Source organism: Methylophaga thiooxydans DMS010 (genome assembly GCF_000156355.1).
Taxonomy (GTDB): domain Bacteria; phylum Pseudomonadota; class Gammaproteobacteria; order Nitrosococcales; family Methylophagaceae; genus Methylophaga; species Methylophaga thiooxydans.
On the sequence record NZ_GG657901.1, the window covers coordinates 1 to 22,292 of the forward strand.

Genomic DNA, 22,292 nt, shown 5'->3' on the forward strand with positions numbered 1-22,292 from the left:
ACTGAGAAGCTTTCCTTAGGCTTTGGGGTAAGTGCTCAATATATTGACGTAAAACTTTCTCAAATGGCTGATCTGGGTGCTCGTGGTGGCTTCCCACAGGCCGCTGATGGCAAAGTCAAACTTGGTGCCGATGACTGGGGATATGGCTATAACCTAGGCCTTCTCTACCAAGCTACCGATGACACACGTATCGGTTTGGCATTCCGTTCAAAAATATCACACACTCTCAAAGGTGACGGCACGCTGAAAGATGCCTCTGGCAACACGGTCGTTGATGACAACATACAAGCAGATGTCGACTTGCCAGAAACACTTTCATTAGCCATTCATCATCGCCTCAATAAGCAATGGTCTGTTTCTGCTGATGCAACGTTTACTCGCTGGAGCCGTTTCAGTGAGCTCAATATTCAATCGGATGGTGGCCAGTTATCTTCTGTGAAAGCAGAAGATTGGGAAAACACAATGCGATATGGCCTGGGTGTCGATTACAGACATAGTGATAAGTGGCAATTCAGAGCCGGTGTGGCTTACGATGAAACCCCAATTCCAAATACCGAGCGAACAACCGCTCGAATTCCTGGCAATGATCGGAAATGGGTGGCAGTTGGTGCAACGTACCATTATTCAGAAAATATCATTCTGGATGCAGGTTATGCACACTTGTTTATCGATAATCCCAAAATCAACGAAACCGACGATACCGGGTATAACTTGAAAGGCGAATATGATGCTAGTGTCGATTTGCTTGGGGTTCAGCTACGCTGGTTAATGTAGGCAACGGGAGCTCGCATTATGACAACAGCCAAAACGGACTATATTTCCGCTGAACAGGCTGGCACCTTATACGGCCTATTTCTAGAACGTCTGGCTCGTTCGCCCGATCATATTGCATATCGAAGTTATTCTAGCCAAACAAAAGACTGGTATAACACCACTTGGCGCGATGTAGCTCAGCAAGTAGCACGTTGGCAAGCAGCCCTCAAACATGAAAACCTTGAACCCGGCGATCGTGTTGCATTAAACCTGCGTAATACCAAGGAGTGGGTGTTCTTTGATCAAGCAGCTATGGGATTGGGTTTAATCGTCGTTCCCTTATACCCTGATGATCGTCCTGATAATGTCGCTTATATCCTACAAGATGCAGATGTAAAATTACTCTATCTGCAAAATCATGCTCAATGGAAACGGCTGCAACCATCGATTACCGATGAACATAATCTACGGCGCGTTATCATTGCCAATCAGGATTCTGAGTCATTATCCTTACCAGCGATCTATGCACAAGACTGGCTACCCACAAGTGGCGAAAGCATCACAGACTATGATGCCGATCCCTATCAACTTGCCTCAATTATCTATACCTCTGGCACCACCGGTCGACCGAAAGGTGTGATGCTGAGTCATCATAATATGCTGTCTGTTGCGGCAGGCTCATTACAATATTTCGAGATTTTCCCGAATGATCTGTTCCTGTCATTTCTGCCTCTATCACATACTTTAGAACGCACTGCTGGTTACTATCTGCCGATAATGGCAGGCGCTAGCGTTGCCTATTCTCGCGGTATTCCCCAGTTAGCTGATGATATGCAGATGGTAAAGCCGACCATATTGATTGCTGTGCCACGTATCTTCGAACGTATCTATAGCCGACTGCAAGCACAACTAGATCAAAAACCGGTGATAAGCCGGTTCTTATTTCAGCTTACTTGTTCAACAGGCTGGTCGAAATTTAAGTATCAGCAAGGAAAACAAGGCTGGCGGCCGGGATTTTCACTACTGCCATTACTCAATAAGATAGTGGCTCAAAAAGTACATCAGCGCATGGGCGGGCAAGTCAGACTGGCCGTCAGTGGTGGCGCACCGCTCCCTTTTCAAGCAGCAAAACTCTTTATAGGTCTTGGACTGAATCTACTGCAAGGCTATGGTTTGACAGAAACCAGCCCTGTTATCAGCGTCAATGAACCTGCTAATAATGACCCCACTAGCGTCGGTCGTGCTATTCCCGGTGTCGCTGTCAAAATCGGTGACAACGATGAATTACTGGTGCGTGGCCCCGGTAATATGATGGGATACTGGAATAATCATAAAGCCACCGCTCAAGCAATCAATGCCGAAGGCTGGTTGCATACTGGTGATCAAGCCAAAATTGATGATAATGACCATATTCATATCACTGGTCGTATCAAGGACATTTTAGTTTTAAGTAATGGTGAAAAAGTACCACCAAGTGATATGGAATCTGCTATCCAATCCGGTGAATATTTTGAACAAGCGCTGATCGTCGGTGAGGGAGAATCTTATCTGTCAGCTTTAATCGTCTTAAACACAGACAAATGGTTTAGTCTTGCCAAAGAGCTGGGGTTGGATGCGATGGACAATTCCAGTCTGGAAAGCAAAAATCTACATCAGTTTGTTATCCAGAAATTAAGACAATTGCTTCATGACTTCCCTGCCTACGCAAAGATTCGTCGAGTCTCGTTGAGCTTAGAACCCTGGACTGTGGAAAATGGCATGATGACGCCAACCATGAAAATTAAACGCGCTGCCGTCATTAAACACCATCAGGCGGATATAGATAAAATGTATGCCTAACTTAGCTAGCGACTGAAACTGGTTGCGTCAGCTCAGGCATTAGGCGCATCGCAGCTTCTACAGTATGGAATGAACCAAAGATAAGAATGCGATCAGACGCTGATGCTGACGCCATAGCAGCTTCGTAGGCATCAGAAACATAGTGATAACAACCGACTTTTTTATCGCCGACGATGGGCGCTAGACGCTCACTTAAGTCTTCAGCACTGAGACCTCGATTACCCTCAAGCCCTGCTAGATACCAAAAATCAATAACCCCGTTGAGTGCATTAGCAACAGCATGGGTGTCTTTGTCTTTCAACATTGCCAGAACCGCATAGGTTTTGCCTTGTCCGGCGGTTTCTACTAATAAATTCCGTAGATTATCCGCACCTTGCTGGTTATGTGTAACATCCAAAATACGCGTGACCGCACCAGGAATCAGCTGAAACCGTCCGGATAGCTTCACGCTTTGTAAGCCTTCTCTGACTGCCTGCTCGTTGATTGTGATGCCTTGAAGCGATAATAACTCACAGACTTGTAGCACTGCAGCGGCATTTTGTAGCTGGTAGGCACCGGTTAACGCAGGCATCGGCAGATCGTCATGCTTTTTATCGTTATTTTGCCATGACCATGTCGATTGATTTTTTGTGTAATCAAAGTCATTACCAGCAACAAAACACGTCGCACTAAGACTTTCGGCATAATTCAACACCGACTCAGGCGGTGCGTTTTCAGCACACACGACCGGGCTGTGAGCGCGGATAATACCCGCTTTCTCGCGACCAATCGTTTCACGATTATCACCGAGCCAAGCCATGTGATCTAAGCCAATGGGCGTAATCAATGCCACATCGGTATCAAACAGATTGACAGCATCAAGGCGCCCGCCCATGCCGACTTCAAGCACCGCAATCTCTACGTTTTGCCGCGAAAATAGATCGACTGCTGCGAGGGTTGCAAACTCAAAGTAAGTGAGTGAAATATCATCACGTGCCTGATCAATACGTTCAAAGGCATCACAAATTGCGTCGTCACTGCAGGCTTCGCCATCAATACTGATGCGTTCGTTATAACGCAGTAGATGCGGCGATGTATAGGTGGCAGTGCGATAACCAGCAGCCTGTAATATCGACGCTGTTATCGCGACAGAAGAGCCTTTGCCATTGGTGCCGGCAATGGTGACAACTTTGAAAGGTAGCGTACTACTCCCCCCCATACGCTGCCAGACCTTACCTACCCTATCAAGGCCAGGGTCAATTTCCGTAAAGTGTAAATTTTCCTGCCACTGCAACCACTGCGACAATGATGAAAAGCGCATTGAGATGCTTAATCACACTGCTGCACGTTTTTGCAGCATGGTGAGAACATTAGTAAGACGATCACGCATATCACGACGATCGATAATCAAATCAACAGCACCGTGCTCTAGCAGGAACTCGGCACGTTGAAAGCCTTCTGGTAACTTTTCACGCACCGTCTGCTCAATAACACGCGGCCCAGCAAAACCAATTAAAGCTTTCGGTTCTGCCACGTTAATATCACCGAGCATCGCCAAGCTAGCAGAAACCCCACCCATAGTTGGATCGGTCATGACAGATACAAATGGAATACCTGCATCGCTCAATTGCGTCAGAATGGCACTGGTTTTTGCCATTTGCATCAATGAGAACAGACCTTCCTGCATACGTGCACCACCACTGGCTGAAAAGCACACCAGTGGTAGATTATTTTTCAAAGCAACTTGGGCGGCGCGGACAAATTTCTCGCCAACGACTGAACCCATTGAGCCACCCATAAAGCTGAAATCGAACGCAACAGCGACTAAAGGCAGGTTATTCACTTTGCCCTGCATCGCCAATAAAGCATCGTTTTCGCCTGTATTTCGTTGTGCCTGTGTAATCCGATCACGATAGCGTTTGCTATCTTTAAATCGCAAGGTATCAACAGGTTTCACGTCAACTGCAATTTCTTGGCGCTCGTCTTCGTCAAGAAAGGTTTCCAGGCGCGTTCTGGCATTAATACGCTGGTGATGTTCACACTTGGGACATACCATCATGTTACGCTCAAGCTCAGCGCGATAAAGCACATTGTCACAGCTAGGACATTTACACCAGACACCTTCTGGAACAGAACGGCTTCGAACTGTTGTACGAATTTTTGACGGGATTAACCTTTCAAACCAACTCATCTTGTCACCTTAAATTTCGAATCAGGCACTAGCCAAATCACGGGCATTAATCGCATGGCGCATTTCGGCCAAAAGACCAGCCACGGCAGCGGGTAATTCATCCATACGCTCAGCGTGCTCTTCAATACAACGCACTAATGTACTACCAACAACAACCGCGTCAGCAATTTCAGATACAGCCGCTGCAGATTTGCCATCACGGATGCCAAACCCTACACCAAGTGGTAGGGTTGTCAGTTCACGTAATTGCGCCATTTTTTCAGAGACTTCTGCCACGTCTAATGCTGCCGCACCAGTTACACCTTTGATAGATACATAGTAAATGAATCCACGTGCAAAACTGGCAATCGTTGCCATTCTCTCTGCTGATGTTGTCGGTGCAACCAGATAAATCGTATCAATACCGTTTGCATCCATGATAGTGCGGAATTCTGTTGATTCTTCTGGTGGCACATCAACCGTCAACACACCATCCACTCCCGCTTGCTTGGCAAGCTCGGCAAATTTTTCATAACCAATGGCTTCGATAGGATTGGCATAGCCCATCAATACAATGGGAGTATCTGAGTTTTTCTCACGAAACTTTTTCACCATCTCTAAAACATGCTTGATACTGACATCGTTTTTCAGCGCACGCTCACAAGCCTTTTGAATAACAGGACCATCACACATGGGATCAGAAAACGGAATACCCAGTTCGATAATATCTGCACCCGCATCAACCAAGGCATGCAATAAAGGCACAGTCACCCATGGTTCGGGATCGCCGGCTGTCACGTATGGAATTAGGGCCGTCTGACCATCGGCTTTTAAGTTTTCAAAACACTGGCTAATTCGACTCATTATTGCTCCCTTAGAATTTCAGACCAGCCATCGCTGCGACAGTGTGCATATCTTTATCACCACGACCGGATAAGTTCACGACCATTGTTTGCTCAGGTGACATGGTTGGCGCCAGTTTACTCACATAAGCTAGAGCATGGCTTGATTCCAATGCCGGGATAATACCTTCTGTACGTGTCAGTTCATGGAAAGCGGCTAATGCCTCGTCATCCGTTACTGAAACATAATTGGCACGACCAATATCTTTTAACCACGCATGTTCAGGACCAACGCCGGGGTAATCAAGCCCTGCTGAAATCGAATGTGTTTCTACGATTTCACCGTTATCATCTTGCATCAGATAAGTACGGTTACCATGTAACACACCGGGTCTGCCTGCTGCCAGAGGCGCAGAATGCTGCCCGGTTTCGATACCGTGCCCTGCTCCCTCAACACCATACATGGCCACTGACTCATCTTCGATAAAAGGATAAAACAAACCGATAGCATTTGAACCACCGCCGATACAAGCTACTAGTGCATCCGGCAGCTTCCCGTTTATCGCCTGCATCTGCTGCTTAGTCTCACGCCCGATAATTGATTGAAAGTCACGTACCATCGCTGGATAAGGATGTGGCCCCGCGACAGTACCGATGATGTAAAAGGTATCATCGACATTGGTAACCCAGTCTCGTAATGCTTCATTTAATGCATCTTTCAGGGTCCGCGCTCCTGATTCTACAGGTACGACCTGCGCGCCAAGTAATTTCATGCGATACACATTCTGGGCTTGACGCTCTACGTCTGCAGCGCCCATATATACAACGCACTCCATGCCTAAACGTGCTGCAACTGTCGCGGTGGCGACGCCATGTTGACCTGCGCCAGTTTCAGCAATGATGCGTTTTTTCCCCATCCGTTTAGCTAATAATGCCTGGCCAATCGTATTATTCACTTTATGGGCACCCGTATGATTCAGATCCTCACGTTTGAGGTAAATCTGAGCGCCACCCAGTTTAGCCGTCCAATTTTCAGCTAAATATAGCGGTGAAGGTCGTCCCACAAACGTACTGAGATCTTTATCCATCTCTGCCAAGAAGTTGGCATCGTTTCTGTATTGTTCGTAGGCTTGTTCAAGCTCGAAAATAGCACCCATTAAGGTTTCACCGACAAAGCGGCCACCATATGGGCCAAAATGTCCCCGCTCGTCTGGGAACGTTTTGTAGTAATCATGTACTGACTGTTCAGGCATTTGCCACCTCTCTCATAAAAGCGCTGATCTTGTCATGACTTTTTATTCCTTTTTCACTTTCAACACCACCACTGACGTCGACAGCAAAAGGTCGCACTTGTTTAATTGCTTCTGCCACATTGTCGGCACTCAGACCGCCGGCAAGAATAATCGGTTTTTCAATTTGACGGATCAAAGACCAATCAAAAGTTGTTCCAGTGCCACCAGGGACACCCGGTTGATACGCATCCAGCAGTAATGCCTGTGCTGAACCATATGCCTCAGATAACTGGGCTAAGTTGGTATCCGGTTTCATTCTGATAGCCTTGATATAAGGCTTACCGAATTGACTACAAAATTCCGGGCTTTCATCGCCATGAAACTGAATTATATCAACCGATACAGCGTCAAGGCAGCGTGAAACATCAGCCACACTGGGGTTAACAAAAAGCGCGACTGTTGATACAAAAGGCGCCAATCCTCTTGTCACATTCTGCGCCTGCGCAACCGAAATAGCACGAGGGCTTGGCGGGTAAAAAACCAGACCAATTGCATCGGCACCAGAATCAGCTGCAAAATCAGCATCTTGCTGGCGAGTTATGCCACAAATTTTGACACGCGTTCTCATGATGATAGAAACAAAAAAGCTAATCGACTAGATACTTTACCAGAGCACCGGGAAACCCGACACTGTTGGCATAGAATATTGTTCGGGATATTCGACATCAACAAGGTATAAACCTTGCGGCGGTGCCGTCACCCCGCCCTGACTTCGGTCAACGCTGCGCAGCACATCCCCTGCCCAGTCGACCGGTTTACTACCATCACCGATAGCGGCCATAACACCCACCAGGTTTCGTACCATGTGGTGTAAGAATGACTTGGCTTCCACATCCACAGCAATACAGTCCTGCTGGCGTCGAACAGTAATCTTATCCAAGGTTTTGATGGGGCTACGCGCTTGACACTCACTAGCACGGAATGCAGAAAAGTCATGCTTTCCTACCAACTGATCGGCTGCAGCCTGCATTCGTTCAATATCAAGCGGGTGATGATGCCACCACATACGGTTATGGTGCACCGCAGAGCGACTAAGACGGTTTAAGATAAGATATCGGTAGCGACGTTTGATTGCTGTAAAGCGGGCATTAAATTCATCGTCTACTGGTTTCATCCAAGCAACATTGATATCTTTCGGTAAATTAGCATTGATGCCAAGTAACCAACCACGTTCAGAACGAATTGCGTCAGTATCAAAATGCACCACTTGGTTAAGTGCATGAACACCGGTATCCGTTCTGCCTGCAGCGAAGACATCTATTGAATGATTCGCAACGACTGATGCGGCTTTTTCAAGCTCTCCCTGCACCGTTCTGGTATTAGGCTGATTTTGCCAGCCACAAAAGTCAGTACCGGCATACTCAATGCCGAGTGCAATTCTCACCAGCCCTCCTAATTACGACAGAGAGTCGAGCAGACTATGTGCACGTTTCTTTTGTTCGTCGTTACCTTCTAACAACACTTCATTAAGAATGCTACTGGCGCCTTCGGAATCGTCCATATCAATGTACGCTGCGGCCAAATCAAGCTTAGTTTCAGCTTCATCGATATCATCCAAGTCACCAACATCAAACTCCAAGTCTGTCGCGTCATCATCGACATCAGATGTATCGAAGTCATCTGCACTCAAATCATCAGATTCATCTGGTAGATCTAAATCGAACGATAAATCATCATCCGATGTGTCACTTGTTAGATCGAGCTCAATGGCGTCATCTGTTTCATCCGTGTCACTGACGTCAGTGTTGTCAGAAGCGGTGAAGTTACTATCAAAATCCAGTAAGTCATCATGTTCATCGACGTCTTTAGCAGTACTTGGCTCAGACTCTGTTTCTAACGCATCAGTTTCTACAGATGCTGGTGAAAACTCGTTCAAATCAAACGCAATAGGAGAATCATCATCCTGAGCGGTGGTTTCTAATTCTTCAGTACTCACTTTTTCATCTTGTGAGACGTCTTCGATTTCAGTCTGTTCAGGTATTTCCGTCAGCTCAACGTCAGTCTGTTCAGGCATTTCTGCCAGCTCAACATCAGTCTCGACAGTTTCTTGTTCTGATTGGCTTGCAAACAGATAGTGGTTCGGTGCTAGCTCCTGACCCCATTGTTTAATTTCATCCCATTCATAACTGTCTTGATCAAATTTTGACTCTTCTACCAGTGTTACAAACTCATCTGCTTGTTGTTTTTTGTACAAAACAAACAACATCTTATAACGAACCCATGTGTTTTCTGGTTCTTGCAGTCTGGCTTGATCTAACGCATTTTTTGCCTGCACATAATCCGCATAGCCAACAAACATATCCGCTTGCTCGACTAACTCTGCAACCGTCTTTTCTTCTTCATTTTCTGGTTCACCATCGACTTCATCATCAACTGGGCTAGGCTGAACGACAACAGGGCCTTCATCCTGTTGCTGGTTTTTATCAAGCTTTTGAACAGCTTCATCCCATGTCACTTCGCGGCTGCTGCGGCGTGCGAGTAACCATAAAATAAGTAAGATAAGTATCAGGCCTAACGCGGTTTCCAGTTTCCGCTCAATAACAAATTGTTTGGCATTTCCCAGTAGCGATTTAACTTCTTCACCATCCAAATTCAATGCTGTAGAGGCATCATCGATTAAGCTATCAGCTTGTGCCTCCCCTAAGGTTGTGGCATTTGATGTCTCAAGCTCTGTGGTTTGCAGTTCGGCTTCATTCATACCCTTCTGTTCATCTAAGGGTGTTTCTGATGATTCAGTCATCGCCGTATTTTGTGTCTCTAGCTCAGGATCTGAGCTCGTTGCTTGTGCAGCGTTATCTTGTTCAAGCTGACTCTGTAATCTCGCTAAATCAGTATCTTTTAGTGAAATCAAACGCCGCATCGTTTCCAATTGCTCTTCCATCGCGTTCATACGAGATTCAAAGTCAACATTTTCTTGTTGCTGTGCCTCGATCGTTTCTTGAGCAAGTGTCAGTTGTTCCGTCAGTTTTTGGATCTGATCATTGCCAGCAACATTAGGCGCTGCATCATCTTCACTGATAACGTCGTCGTCAGGCGCAACCAGTTGCAATCTTCCTTCGTTGTCAGCCCCCGCTTCACTGGCGTTTGTCTTTTCATCTACGATGAATTCTGACGGTGACGTGTCCGGGCTATTTTTTTGTGCACCTTCTGAAGGTGAAGACTCTTCAGTAGCTGCTGCAACCGTTGTGACTGTATTGCGATTTTTCCATGCTTTAGCTTGCTCTGAAAACGCTGCCACCGCCGCAGATTTTGACAGCGCAGAGATAGTGCCTTGATCAGGAATTTGCAGTGTAACACCGGCTTTAAGCCCATTTACATTGTTGTGATTGAATGCGTGAGGGTTTTGTCTCAACAATGCCATCATCATTTGGTGAACACTGTTTGAACTGCTCGGACGTGTTTTTAAAGCAATATTCCACAATGTGTCACTACGCTTAACGGCATAACTACTAGCGGAAGAACTGGCAGTGTATTCAGTGCGAGTGGATGTTAACGCGGTGTTTGTTTCAGGAACTTGCGAGGCAGGTAACACGCTCGCGGTCTTATTTCTTGCTTCCGCCATGACATACTCGGGCGGATCTAACAGCACTGTGTACTCACGCAGTAATCGGCCTGAACCTGCGGTCGCTGTGAGTAGAAAATCGAGAAAAGGCTCTTTCACCGCCTGTGTCGACGTCACCAAGATTTTGGTCTTGCCCTGACGGTCGACGATGTCGAATTGTAGGTGACCCAGCAAAATACTTCGGTCTAAACCTGCCTTTACAAACTCATCATTGGAGGCGATTTTGACTTGCAGGTTTTCTTTATCAGTGGGACTCAGTGCTGTGACATCAATTTCAGCTTTGAATGGTTCATTCAATGCCGACATCAGTTCCAATTTACCCAAGCCAAAAGCATGGCTGATTAAGGGAGTGAAAAATCCGATCGTTGAAGCAACGGCCAGACCGGCTAATAAACTCTTCTTCATTTTCATCCCCTTATTCCCTTTCCTACGTGCTAGAGATATTTATCAACCAAAACTTCTGCAATTTGAATACTGTTTAATGCGGCACCTTTACGTACATTATCCGCAACCACCCATAAATTCAAACCTTTCGGGTGAGAGATATCTTCACGGATGCGTCCGACATAAACAGGATCCGTCCCTGATGCCTCTGTCACTGCTGTCGGATAACCACCATCTTCATGCTCATCCAATAGCACAATGCCATCAAACTTGGCTAATAAGTCTTTTGCCTGCTGAGCAGTGATTTTGTCACGTGTTTCGATATGGATCGCTTCTGAGTGGCCGAAAAAGACAGGAACCCGCACAGCCGTTGGATTTACCTGAATCGAGTCATCACCCATGATCTTGCGTGTTTCCCAGACCATTTTCATCTCTTCCTTGGTATAACCATTATCTTGGAAGACATCGATCTGAGGCAGGACATTAAATGCAATCTGTTTCGGATAGGCTTCAGCTTCAACAGGTCGGCCATTCAGCAAGGCTGCAGTCTGTTTTGCTAGTTCATCCATAGCAGGCTTGCCTGAACCCGATACTGCCTGATAGGTACACACATTAATGCGTGTAATACCAACGGCATCATAGATCGGTTTCAATGCCACCATCATTTGAATGGTTGAGCAGTTAGGATTAGCAATTATGCCGTGTTTGGTGTAGCCGGCAACAGCTTCTGGATTCACTTCTGGTACCACCAGTGGAATTTCATCGTCGTAGCGAAATTGTGAGGTGTTATCAACGACCACACATCCTGCTGCGGCGGCTTTAGGTGCATAGATTGCAGATACACTCGCACCGGGTGAAAACAGACCAATTTGCACTTTTGAAAAATCAAATTCGGCTAAGTCCTCGACGATCAGCGATTTATTACCAAAACTGACTGTGCTGCCTGCACTACGTTCACTAGCTAAAGCATAGACTTTACCCACTGGAAACTCACGCTGATGCAGGATTTCTAGCATTGTCTCGCCTACCGCACCGGTTGCGCCTACGACTGCAACATCAATTTTTTTACTCACATTTCACCTTTTATACGTTGGATTATAGTGCTGCTACTACGGCATCACCCATTTCTGAAGTGGATACCTTCGTTGTGCCGTCTGAATAAATATCGACTGTTCGTAAGCCATCATCCAGCACTTTGCTCACAGCATTTTCAATTCGATCAGCCATTTCAGCTTCATCAAGGGTATAGCGTAACATCATAGCAGCTGACAAGATGGTCGCCAGCGGGTTAGCGATATTCTGCCCCGCAATATCGGGCGCACTACCATGAATTGGCTCATACATGCCTTTGCTGTTTTCATCCAAAGAAGCGGACGGCAACATGCCAATAGAACCGGTTAGCATCGACGCACAATCAGACAGAATGTCACCGAACATATTCGTGGTCACCATCACATCAAATTGTTTAGGGGCACGTACCAGTTGCATCGCCGCATTGTCGACATACATATGGCTCAGCTCGACATCACTATAGTCTTTCGCTAATTCTGTCATCGTTTCACGCCACAGTTCTGTGCTCTCTAACACATTCGCTTTATCGACAGAACACACACGCCCTTGGCGCTTTCCTGCAATATCAAATGCGACTTTACCGATGCGGTTAATTTCACTTTCTCGATAGACCAGCGTGTTGAAGCCTTCTTTTTCGCCATTTTCAAGTGTACGGATACCGCGTGGCTGACCGAAATAAATACCGCCGGTTAGTTCACGTACGATCATCAAATCCAAACCAGCCACAACGTCCGCTTTCAGGGTAGACGCACCAGCCAACTGTGGATAGAGAATTGCAGGTCGTAAGTTTGCGAACAGGTTAAGCTCTGAACGAATACCTAACAGACCTTTTTCAGGTCTGACACTGATGTCCAGCGACTCCCACTTGTAGCCACCCACGGCTCCCAGCAAAATAGCATCTGCTTGCTTAGATAAGGTCAGTGTTGCTTCCGGTAACGGCGTACCCGTTTCATCATAAGCTGCGCCACCGATCAAGCCATACTCAAGACTGATATCCAGCCCTTCTGTGCCCAATTTTTCTAAGACTTTTACTGCTTCAGCAACAATTTCCGGACCTATGCCATCACCTGGCAGAACTGCAATTTTTTTTGTCATCATTTATTCTTTTATAGTAACTAAATCTTGGTTCAGGAAAACAACCACGGTGCTTCCTGTTTGCGTTTTTCTTCGTAGGCTTCAATATCTGCCGTGTGCTGTAAAGTCAGCCCGATATCATCCAGCCCTTCAAGCAGACAATGCTTTTTAAAGCCGCCAATCTCAAATGTGATTTTTTCACCATCGGGCAGTGTAATAGTCTGCTCAGGTAGATCAACTTTAAGTTGATAGCCCGGCGTTGCTGCAACCTGTGCGAATAACTTATCTATTAACGCTTCATCCAGGGCGATCGCTAAAATACCGTTCTTACTGGTATTACTGAAAAAGATATCAGCAAAACTTGGCGCGATGATCACACGGATACCAAAATCGTCCAAAGCCCACACAGCATGCTCGCGACTTGAGCCACAACCAAAGTTTTCACGTGCCAGCAGGATGCTACCGTTTTTGTATCGTGCTTGATTCAGCTCGAAATCTGGATTCACTGGGCGCTGACTACAGTCTTGTCCTGGCTCACCATGATCCAGGTAGCGCCACTCATCGAACAAGTTTGGACCGAAACCGGTACGTTTAATCGATTTCAAAAACTGCTTGGGAATAATGGCATCGGTATCCACATTGGGTCTATCCATGGGAATGACAATGCCGGTTTCAACTGAAAATTTTTTCATTACTCGCTGTGACCTCTTAGTTAGCAGCGTCTAAACTTAAATAAAAACTGACTGGTACAGCATGACTGATGCTTGACAGACCGGCGAGTTCACGTAGCTTCTCGACACCTTCTACCAACTGATAATCAGACACAGTCAACACCACTGGTTTGCTGGAAATAACAAACAGTTTGTCGTCAGCTAGTTTACTGATGACAACGTCAAATTGTAATTCTTGCTGCTGACCGTGTAATGCTAATGTGCCAGTAACTGAGTCCGACACTTGTTGTCCCACTGTCATAGCGTTAATGCTGTCAGCATCAAGTTTTGCCTTGATGTTTGCTGCTGGAAAGTCAGCAATTTCAAATAAAAATTCTTTCATACGATCATTGCGGATATCGATATTGGTATCCACAGAGCTCAAGTCGATGTTCAGACTAAACTCACCTGCAGCATTCAGACCACCTGATAGCTGGCCAAAAGTATGTACTTCAGCGATATTTTGCTTTTTTATCGACATGAAACTGAGTTTGGACTGGGTATTATCAAGCTGCCAGTCCGCCGCATTAGCAGCAACGCTTATTAACAATAAGCCCAAGATGGAAACGACACGATGCAAATAATTCATTTGTATAGTCCTCTAGTCATAAATTGGTGTCACGACACTATCGACAGACTCATGCTCTTGCATCAACTCATCAATAGAACGCGTTAATTCTGCTTCAACTGGCGATTTGAGCACGATAATTTCTACCCGACGATTTCTTGCCCTGTTAGTTGGCGAGTCATTCGGCTCTAGTGGTTTAGTATCCGCGTAGCCTTCCAGAACAAACCGCTCTGCAGGCATATCACCCGGCGCCAATAATTCATGCACCACAGAGGTTGCCCGTGATGTCGACAACTCCCAGTTTGACCGGTAGCGGCTGGTGTTGATAGGGACATCATCGGTATGGCCTGCAACAGCAATACGTCCATCTGTTTTTAACAACACGTTATGTATCTTCTTTAAAATTGGAATGAAATCATTGTTGAGACGAGCATCACCGGACATAAAGGAGCCTTTTTCACGGATCCGAATCACAATACGGCTATATTGACTCTCTACAACAATCAAACCTTCTTCAATCTCTTTTTCCAGTGCCTCTTTAAACTTTTGTGTTTCTTCAGCAACTTGCTGAGCTTGTTGCTCGGCTAATTTTTCAGCATCCATCGTGACTTTTAACTGCTCACGACTATCATCCATTGTATCCTGGCGAACCACTTTAAGTGGTGTCGGCTTGGGCTCACCGGGACTAAACTCCTGCGCTATGATACTGGTGCCTTTGGGTATTTCATTAGCCGCCACTTCACGTTGTACACCAAAAGCATTTTCCAATGATTTGACGACCATTTTGTATTTCAGTGCATCCATCTCGGCAAAAGATAGCAGCAGTACAAAAAAGCACATCAGCAATGACATCAAGTCAGCAAAGGTAGCCATATAAGCTGGCAAACCTTCTGCATCCCGCTTGGTTCTCTGTTGGTTTTCACTCATCGCAATCGGTCCGTTCGATTACGTTGCCGGTTCTTCGTTTTCACGCTTTGAAGCGGGTAGGAAATTTCGTAATATTTCCCCCAAGACTTTCGGGTTTTGTCCTTCTTGAATGCCTAATACACTCTCGATAATAATCGTTTTATTCATTAATTCTTCACTACTACGTAACGACAGTTTATCTGCGATAGGTAAGGCAAACATATTTGCCAACATAGCGCCGTACAGTGTAGTTAATAATGCGACCGCCATCGCTGGACCAATTGATTTTGGATCCGACATATTGGTCAACATCTGCACTAAGCCAACCAAAGTACCAATCATGCCCATTGCCGGTGCAGCATCACCTATCGCTTTGAAGATTTGCTGACCAATACTGTGACGATTCAGTGTTTCATTCATCTCTGTCAGTAAGGCTTTTTTAACTACTCCAGGTTCGTGGCCATCGACCAGCATGTTGATACCTTTGGCCAATACTGGATTTGTGATTTCTTGCTTTTCCAGTGAGAGTAAACCTTCTTTCCGTGCGATCCCGGCCAATTCGACAACAAAGTCGATAATCTCTTCAGGTGACTCCGACTTATACATAAATGCTTTTGTTGCCGTCTTCATTGAGCCGATAAATTGGCCCAACGTAAATCGCATCAACACAACAGCAAAGGTACCGCCAATAACAATAGCGAATGAAGGCATATTGACGAAGGTACTTGCAGCCGCACCTAAAACAATAGTTGCAACAATAAGTCCCCAAGCAACAATCAAACCGAGTAGCGTAGCCAGATCCACTATTTAACTCCCTATATCTAATGCTGAGCAAAGCGCTGTAAAAGCAAGCGCTAATTCTACCGAATAACGTCTAAAAAATCTCCAGCATCAAACAGCTAAGTAGGTTTTTTATATTTTTTATGTCGATAGAGCAGTGCCGCAGGCAACACCATAACGACTAAAACTAACAGCACCAATAACAGTGGCCATAGCAATGGTTGGTTCCATTTTGTCTGTAGTTCTTGTCTAAGCTCTGTGTCTAAACGACGGTATTTTAGTGTGTTATTTGCCATCAAATTCGACTTCACATTATGATTCCACGCATGGAACAACGTGAACTGTTTGGGATGGAATCCCCATACCCATGGGGCATCTTCCCTAGCAATAGCAACCATCTCTTCGATAATATGCTGACGTTGTGCATTGTTAGGCATCACCCGCATTTTTTCGAATAACGCATCAAACGCAGCATTACTATAATTCGACGCATTCTCACCACCCGAGTCGACTTTACCGTTGGGACCATAAAGCAGAAACAAGAAATTCTCCGGATCGGGATAATCGGCATTCCAGCCCCACTGGAATATCTGGGCTTGCCCTCGCCGAATTTTATCTTGAAAGCGATTGTAGTCTGTACTGCGGATAACTAACTGCACGTTTAACTTGCGAAACTGTTTGCGTAACCAGTCAAGCTGGGCTTTGCTATCGGGTCCGCTTGCCGGCACATCGAAATATAACACCAGGGGTTCACCCGTTTTGGCGTTACGGCCCTTCGGATACCCCGCTTCAGCAAGCAATTGCTTCGCGTCATCTAGAGTACGCCGTACAGGCTCATTATTTTCCCATCTATAGGTGTATGGGTTAATCCCTTTTTCACCTTCAACATAACCAAATATGCCCGGAGGTACAGGACCTTGTGCCGGAATGCCACGCCCATTAGCAAAAATGGAAATGTATTCTTCGTGATCAATGGCAATGGAAATAGCTCGACGTAATTTTTTTGCTTTCTCAGCGTTACCACCGACGATCGGGTCCAACATATTAAAGCCGATGTAGAAGGTCGACGTTCCGACCGCGGTTTCAAGCTGGATTCCTTTCTCTTTCATCGAGTCACTTAAGCCAAACTCACCCGATGATGATACCTGCACTGCCTGATCGAAACTATCTGAGCTTATACCGCTAACATCATAATAACCCTGAATAAACTTACCCCAGTAAGATGTATTTTCTTTCTCCAAGCTAAACACAATTTTGTCTAGCATCGGTAAGGGTCTGCCTGCATCGTTGAGTAAACCATTTCTGGCATCTTCAGGCTCACCTTCGCTGGGGTAATATTCACCATGAAAGTGCGGGTTTTTACTCAATACCATTCGCTGATTGGGATCGTTCTCTGTCATATAAAATGGTCCAGTTCCGACCGGGTACCAATCGATGGTGATATTCTTTTCTATCAGTCCTGCCTGACTATAAAACTGTTCTGCCTCCCATGGGATGGGAGCGAAAAAAGGCATTGCCAACCAAAATCGTAATTGTGGGTATTTGCCATAGACCGTGATTTGATAGTGCTGATCATCTAAGACTTTCACACCCTCAATATCATGCGCACGTAAATCGACAACATCGCCCTGCTGCCTTATATCACGTAGTTGTTTAGCATAATCAGTTAAGCCGACAATATGCTCGCCCATCAAGCCAAGAATAGGTGAATGAATTTCAGGATGCGCCAATCGTTTAATCTGATAGACAAAGTCGCCAGCTCGTAACTCGCGCGTGTCGGTTTGCTCAAAGTCAGCAATTTCGTTGATCTCGTCCAATTGTGCGGGTGTCAACTGGTGATAAAGAAAGGTGCCGTTTTCATCAGTCGCAAATGCAGGGTGCGGTTGATAAAAGATGCCACTTTTAATAGGAATGGTATACACCGTGAACGCTACCTCGGTATCTGCTTTTGCATCTTTTATCGTAGTGCCTTGTGCGTCGAGGTATTTGACATCTGGCAGCGCTTCAGCAGCCAGTGGCTCAAGTTCGTAGGGTCGCTTGAGGTAATGATACTGATAGGGGGGCTCGTATATTTGTCCGGTAATGGCAATCTCGTTAGAGCTGTATGATCGCGCCGGATCTAAATGTTTAGGGCGTAAAGAAAACGAGGAATAAAGTGCGGCGGCATCATTATCTTGATCAGGATATGGCGAGTTCACCGCCTGTGTATTACATGCTGTTAACACGCCAAGCAGTAAATAAACCAGCAGATGTTTCAGTGTCATACAACCCCTATGCAGAATAAGATAAACAGCTTTGTGACCAAGATTATAACGAGATTACTGCATCGTTACCCTTCCCGTCATCTACAAAATCAGGTAAGTTATCCCGCTTTATCCGCAGTTTAGGAGAGACACATGGGTTTTCTGGAAGGCAAACGTGCGTTAATTGTGGGCGTTGCCAGCCCTCGCTCTATAGCATCAGGCGTTGCACACGCTATGGCAAATCAAGGTGCTGAACTAGCTTTCACATACCAAAATGACAAGCTGAAATCTCGGGTCGAGAAAATCGCTGAAGCATGTGGTGCCGATCCAGCTTTAGTCTTTCCTTGCGACGTCAGCGACGATGCCCAAATCGATGCGGTATTCGACGCTTTGGGTCAACACTGGAACGGTCTCGACACTATCGTACACTCGGTTGCATTCGCTCCACGTGAGCAGTTGCAAGGTAGCTTTGTCGACAGTGTCACCCGTGATGGTTTTGCCATGGCAAATGACATCAGTGCCTATAGCTTCGCTGCTCTTGCCAAAGCAGGCAAACCGATGATGGCAGGTCGGAATGGCTCGATGATGACATTGAGTTACCTCGGTGCTGAACGAGCTATCGATAACTATAACGTCATGGGTGTGGCGAAAGCAGCACTTGAAGCAACCGTGCGCTACATGGCCTACTCTCTCGGCGAAGAAGGTATTCGCGTTAATGCCGTATCAGCCGGACCGATTAAAACGCTGGCAGCAGCAGGCATTGGTGACTTTGGAAAGATGCTGGCATATGGCGAACGTAACTCACCATTGCGTCGTAATGTAACCATTGACGAGGTCGGCAATGTAGCGGCTTTCCTATGCTCAGATCTGGCATCAGGCGTTACCGGTGAAATTACCTATGTCGATGCCGGTTATAACATCGTGGGAATTGGCGACAAATAACCCGATACAAACAATCTGCTAATATGACTGACAGGGCATTTTTTAATGCCCTGTTTTGTTTTGGGCGAAAGGAAACTGAAAAACGATGTCACATACACATGCCATGGCTTTATTAGCCTTCATTATCTTGGGCGCCGTTGGCGGTGTATTTTTCGGCTGGTACGCCGGTGACACGGCAACTCAGATTAGCTGGTTAGGGACACTCTTTCTCAATGCACTAAAAATGACGATTATTCCGCTAATTATTGCTTCCATCATTAGTGGTATCGGTTCATTAGGTGATATCCGTCAGCTAGGCCGTATGGGTGGCTTCACAGTGATCTACTACACCATCACGACAGCACTAGCGGTACTGACAGGTTTACTGGTTGTGAACTGGATTCAACCAGGCGCGGGAATTCAACTCACACAAACCACCGTACCAGATCATATTCTCGCCAAACAAGACACCGGCATTAGTGATATTTTCTTATCCCTTATTTCCCCTAATCTGATCTCGGCTGCGAGTGAAACGCAGTTGTTACCATTAATTGTATTTGCCATTTTGTTTGCCATGGCACTGACAACACTGGGAACAAAATCCAAACCGGTTTTTGACGTCTTCGACGGCATTAATGAAGCGATGATGCGCTTGGTTGTTTGGGTTATGCATTTGGCCCCAATTGGTATTTTTGCACTTATTGCGGCACGTTTAGGTAACGCTGGCGGTGGTGAGCAGTTTTTAGCTGAAATAAAAGCCGTGGGCTTACACGTGGTGACAGTGCTAACGGGACTGTTTATACACGGCATCACCCTTGTTCTTATCATGCTCTTTATAGCACGCCGAGGCTTTGATTATTTACTTGGCATGGGCAGAGCTTTGGTCACAGCTTTTGGTACAGCCAGTTCATCTGCCACCCTCCCCTTGACGATGGAATGTGCCAGAGACAATCAGGTTGACGCCAAGGCGGTCAAATTTGTACTCCCGTTAGGTGCCACCATTAATATGGATGGCACAGCGCTATATGAGGCCGCTGCAGTCTTATTCATTGCTCAAGCCTACGGCATTGACCTGTCGATGACGCAACAAGCCATTGTGTTTATCACAGCGACGCTTGCCGCTATCGGTGCAGCAGGTATCCCTGAAGCAGGTTTGGTGACCATGGTGATTGTATTGACAGCTGTAGGACTACCATTAGATGGTATTGCTTTATTACTTGCCGTTGATTGGTTCCTAGATCGTTTTCGCACCACCATTAATGTCTGGGGCGATAGCGTAGGCGCAGTTGTCATTGACAGACTGACATAAAAAAAGCGCCCGAAGGCGCTTTTTCTCGTAGTATCACTCTCGCTCTTATTGCAAGGTTTCGTCTAAAATTTCAATATCTGCTTGTTCACGTAGAGACGTAATAAACGCTTGCACTTCGGCATTGGCATGTACTTGGGTCAGCTGCTGTTTTAATGCTTGCTGATCCTCTGCCTCAACATCGGCTGGTTTACCCTCGTCTACTGCCGTGAGTTCAATCACGATATAGTTGCCATTGTTAGCAGTAAAGCCTGCAAACTTAGAGCCACTCTCAGGCTTAGACATAGCAAAAGCACGTTGTAGAATCTGCATACTGATATTGTCACTCTCGCGACCGTAAAACTCAGCCTCCTGCCATGTTGGCAACAGATCAGTAGCTTGATTACCTTGCTTCAGCTCTTTTAGTACCGACTCACCGTGTTCACGTGCTTTCTCACTTGCTTTTTCGAACAGCAGTTGCTGTTCAATTGCTGGTGAAACAGAGTCAAACGGCAACACTGTCGATGGTGTGTAGCTGTTTTTATGAATGACGACTAAATGATCATCAGCCAACTCAATCACAGCACTGTTCAAGTCGTTTTTCAACACATCATCACCAAAAGCAGCAGCAATCACTTTTTGCTCACTGGCAATGCCAGACTCAGTGCCATTGCGGGTAAAGCTTTCGGTGGTTTTGATCTGAAGCTCCAGATCATCAGCAGCCACATCAAGATTATCTGGATTTTCATAACTCAGATTTGCCAGTTGCTCAGCTTTATCATAAAAAATCGATTCTGCTTGCTGACGGCGGTAGAGTTTTTCAACCTCGTCACGCACTTGAGAAAATTCCTGGCCTTCTGGCTGCTTAATATCAGTAAGCTTGATCAGGTGATAACCAAACTCTGTTTTGACTGGCTCGCTGACATCACCAATCGTCTCAAGGGCAAAGGCCGCTTCTTCAAAGGCTGGATCCATCACGTCACGTTCGAAAAAGCCCAAATCACCGCCCTGCGACGCTGAGCCCGGATCTTGTGACAATTCTTCGGCCAGAGAACTAAAGTCTTCGCCATTTTCAAGCCGTGTTGCGATAGCCTCGATTGTCGTTTGTGCGTCATTATCATCACCTTCAATCAGAATATGGCTTGCACGACGTTGTTGCGGACCAACAAACTGCGACTGATTATCAGCATAAAACTGTTTGAGGTCATCTTCTGTGACAGTTAACGTTGATGATATAGTCGCCACTGACAATTCAATATAGTTCAACTTTAGTTGTTCTGGAGACTGATAATTTGATTGGTGATTGTCGTAAAGTTGTTGGACCTCATCATCGGTCACTGACACTTGCTCAACATACTCCTGAACGGGCACTACCCCATAAGCAATCTCACGTCTTTGCTCCTGGAGTCGTAGTGTCTGACGCACATCTTTTTCGGTTGCCAGCGCGGTTGTTTCAATATTTTGTGTTAACTGCTGAGACATCAAGTCTGCACGTAACTGCGCCTCGTAGCTCGCAGGTGAATAGCCTACTCTTGCCAAGACCATGTTGTAGTATTCAGCATCAAACTCACCATCTCGCTGAAATGCTGGCGTAGTGCGGATGACTTGTGAAATTTCAGCATCATTGATGCGTTGGCCTAGCTTTTCATTTGCATCACGAAGTAACTGTTGTTCAATAAGGCCATCAAGCACATTTCGTTTGACCATGGCACCTTCAAACATAGCAGGGTCAAATTGCTCACCCATCATATTTCGCATTTGATCACGATATTGTTGGAGTGACTGCTGAAGTTCAGCTTGTGTTATTTCTTTACCGTTCACTTCTGCGACGACGACATCAGAAGCACCAGTAAGATATGAGTTCACACCCCAAAGGGCGAATGGAATACTAATTAGACCTACGATTAACCAGG

General features: G+C 46.0%; 19 protein-coding genes. 4 read left to right on the forward strand and 15 right to left on the reverse strand.

Features of this window, described 5'->3' with window-relative positions; genetic code table 11:
* The coding region (locus MDMS009_RS12290; RefSeq protein ID WP_043888342.1) for an OmpP1/FadL family transporter at positions 1-774 on the forward strand (774 nt) is incomplete at its 5' end.
* Between the two features lie 18 nt (positions 775-792).
* Positions 793-2,592: an AMP-dependent synthetase/ligase gene (locus MDMS009_RS12295; protein WP_008291848.1), complete on the forward strand. Its 1,800-nt coding sequence runs from the start codon at positions 793-795 to the stop codon at positions 2,590-2,592.
* A 1-nt stretch (position 2,593) separates the two neighbouring features.
* Here MDMS009_RS12295 and folC read toward each other — a convergent pair whose 3' ends face one another.
* The 14 genes from folC to MDMS009_RS12365 all read right to left on the reverse strand — a co-directional run bounded on the left by folC (position 2,594) and on the right by MDMS009_RS12365 (position 18,194).
* Positions 2,594-3,892 (reverse strand): bifunctional tetrahydrofolate synthase/dihydrofolate synthase, encoded by a 1,299-nt coding sequence (folC, locus tag MDMS009_RS12300; RefSeq protein WP_008291850.1) that lies wholly within the window; start codon positions 3,890-3,892, stop codon positions 2,594-2,596.
* 12 nt (positions 3,893-3,904) lie between these two features.
* Complete coding sequence (gene accD / locus MDMS009_RS12305; RefSeq protein ID WP_008291843.1) at positions 3,905-4,762, reverse strand: acetyl-CoA carboxylase, carboxyltransferase subunit beta; 858 nt, start codon at positions 4,760-4,762, stop codon at positions 3,905-3,907.
* Between the two features lie 21 nt (positions 4,763-4,783).
* Entirely contained in the window at positions 4,784-5,605 is an 822-nt protein-coding gene (gene trpA, locus MDMS009_RS12310) for a tryptophan synthase subunit alpha (protein ID WP_008291849.1), read from the reverse strand.
* Positions 5,606-5,615: 10 nt separating this feature from the next.
* Complete coding sequence (gene trpB / locus MDMS009_RS12315; RefSeq protein WP_008291852.1) at positions 5,616-6,836, reverse strand: tryptophan synthase subunit beta; 1,221 nt, start codon at positions 6,834-6,836, stop codon at positions 5,616-5,618.
* Positions 6,829-7,443 carry a phosphoribosylanthranilate isomerase gene (locus MDMS009_RS12320; RefSeq protein ID WP_008291853.1) on the reverse strand — a complete coding sequence of 205 codons (615 nt, stop codon included), beginning with the start codon at positions 7,441-7,443 and terminating at the stop codon, positions 6,829-6,831. Before MDMS009_RS12320 ends, trpB begins: the two co-directional genes overlap by 8 nt.
* 36 nt (positions 7,444-7,479) lie before the next feature.
* Positions 7,480-8,259, reverse strand: coding sequence for a tRNA pseudouridine(38-40) synthase TruA (gene truA, locus MDMS009_RS12325; protein ID WP_008291839.1), 780 nt, complete (start codon positions 8,257-8,259; stop codon positions 7,480-7,482).
* A 12-nt stretch (positions 8,260-8,271) separates the two neighbouring features.
* A complete protein-coding gene (locus tag MDMS009_RS12330) occupies positions 8,272-10,842 on the reverse strand; it encodes a FimV/HubP family polar landmark protein (RefSeq protein ID WP_161596152.1) in 2,571 nt (856 codons plus the stop codon).
* Between the two features lie 29 nt (positions 10,843-10,871).
* Positions 10,872-11,894 carry an aspartate-semialdehyde dehydrogenase gene (locus MDMS009_RS12335; RefSeq protein ID WP_008291841.1) on the reverse strand — a complete coding sequence of 341 codons (1,023 nt, stop codon included), beginning with the start codon at positions 11,892-11,894 and terminating at the stop codon, positions 10,872-10,874.
* Positions 11,895-11,916: 22 nt separating this feature from the next.
* On the reverse strand, positions 11,917-12,987 hold the full coding sequence (gene leuB / locus MDMS009_RS12340) for a 3-isopropylmalate dehydrogenase (protein ID WP_043888344.1): 1,071 nt from the start codon (positions 12,985-12,987) through the stop codon (positions 11,917-11,919).
* A gap of 32 nt (positions 12,988-13,019) precedes the next feature.
* Positions 13,020-13,658 (reverse strand): 3-isopropylmalate dehydratase small subunit, encoded by a 639-nt coding sequence (leuD, locus tag MDMS009_RS12345; RefSeq protein ID WP_008291846.1) that lies wholly within the window; start codon positions 13,656-13,658, stop codon positions 13,020-13,022.
* A 16-nt stretch (positions 13,659-13,674) separates the two neighbouring features.
* The gene (locus tag MDMS009_RS12350) at positions 13,675-14,265 is read right to left on the reverse strand and encodes a YceI family protein (protein WP_008291854.1); all 591 of its coding nucleotides are present in this window, start codon (positions 14,263-14,265) and stop codon (positions 13,675-13,677) included.
* Positions 14,266-14,277: 12 nt separating this feature from the next.
* On the reverse strand, positions 14,278-15,171 hold the full coding sequence (locus MDMS009_RS12355) for a flagellar motor protein MotB (RefSeq protein WP_008291847.1): 894 nt from the start codon (positions 15,169-15,171) through the stop codon (positions 14,278-14,280).
* Between the two features lie 18 nt (positions 15,172-15,189).
* A complete protein-coding gene (gene pomA, locus MDMS009_RS12360; RefSeq protein ID WP_008291838.1) occupies positions 15,190-15,954 on the reverse strand; it encodes a flagellar motor protein PomA in 765 nt (254 codons plus the stop codon).
* Between the two features lie 95 nt (positions 15,955-16,049).
* Entirely contained in the window at positions 16,050-18,194 is a 2,145-nt protein-coding gene (locus tag MDMS009_RS12365) for an ABC transporter substrate-binding protein (RefSeq protein ID WP_008291851.1), read from the reverse strand.
* Positions 18,195-18,326: 132 nt separating this feature from the next.
* Between MDMS009_RS12365 and MDMS009_RS12370 the strand changes: the two genes are divergently transcribed.
* Together MDMS009_RS12370 and MDMS009_RS12375 are read left to right on the forward strand one after the other, a co-directional pair.
* A complete protein-coding gene (locus MDMS009_RS12370; protein WP_008291845.1) occupies positions 18,327-19,115 on the forward strand; it encodes an enoyl-ACP reductase FabI in 789 nt (262 codons plus the stop codon).
* Between the two features lie 85 nt (positions 19,116-19,200).
* Complete coding sequence (locus MDMS009_RS12375; RefSeq protein ID WP_008291840.1) at positions 19,201-20,403, forward strand: dicarboxylate/amino acid:cation symporter; 1,203 nt, start codon at positions 19,201-19,203, stop codon at positions 20,401-20,403.
* A 45-nt stretch (positions 20,404-20,448) separates the two neighbouring features.
* On the opposite strand, the gene MDMS009_RS12380 is transcribed toward MDMS009_RS12375, so the two are convergent.
* The coding region (locus MDMS009_RS12380; protein ID WP_008291842.1) for a SurA N-terminal domain-containing protein at positions 20,449-22,292 on the reverse strand (1,844 nt) is incomplete at its 5' end.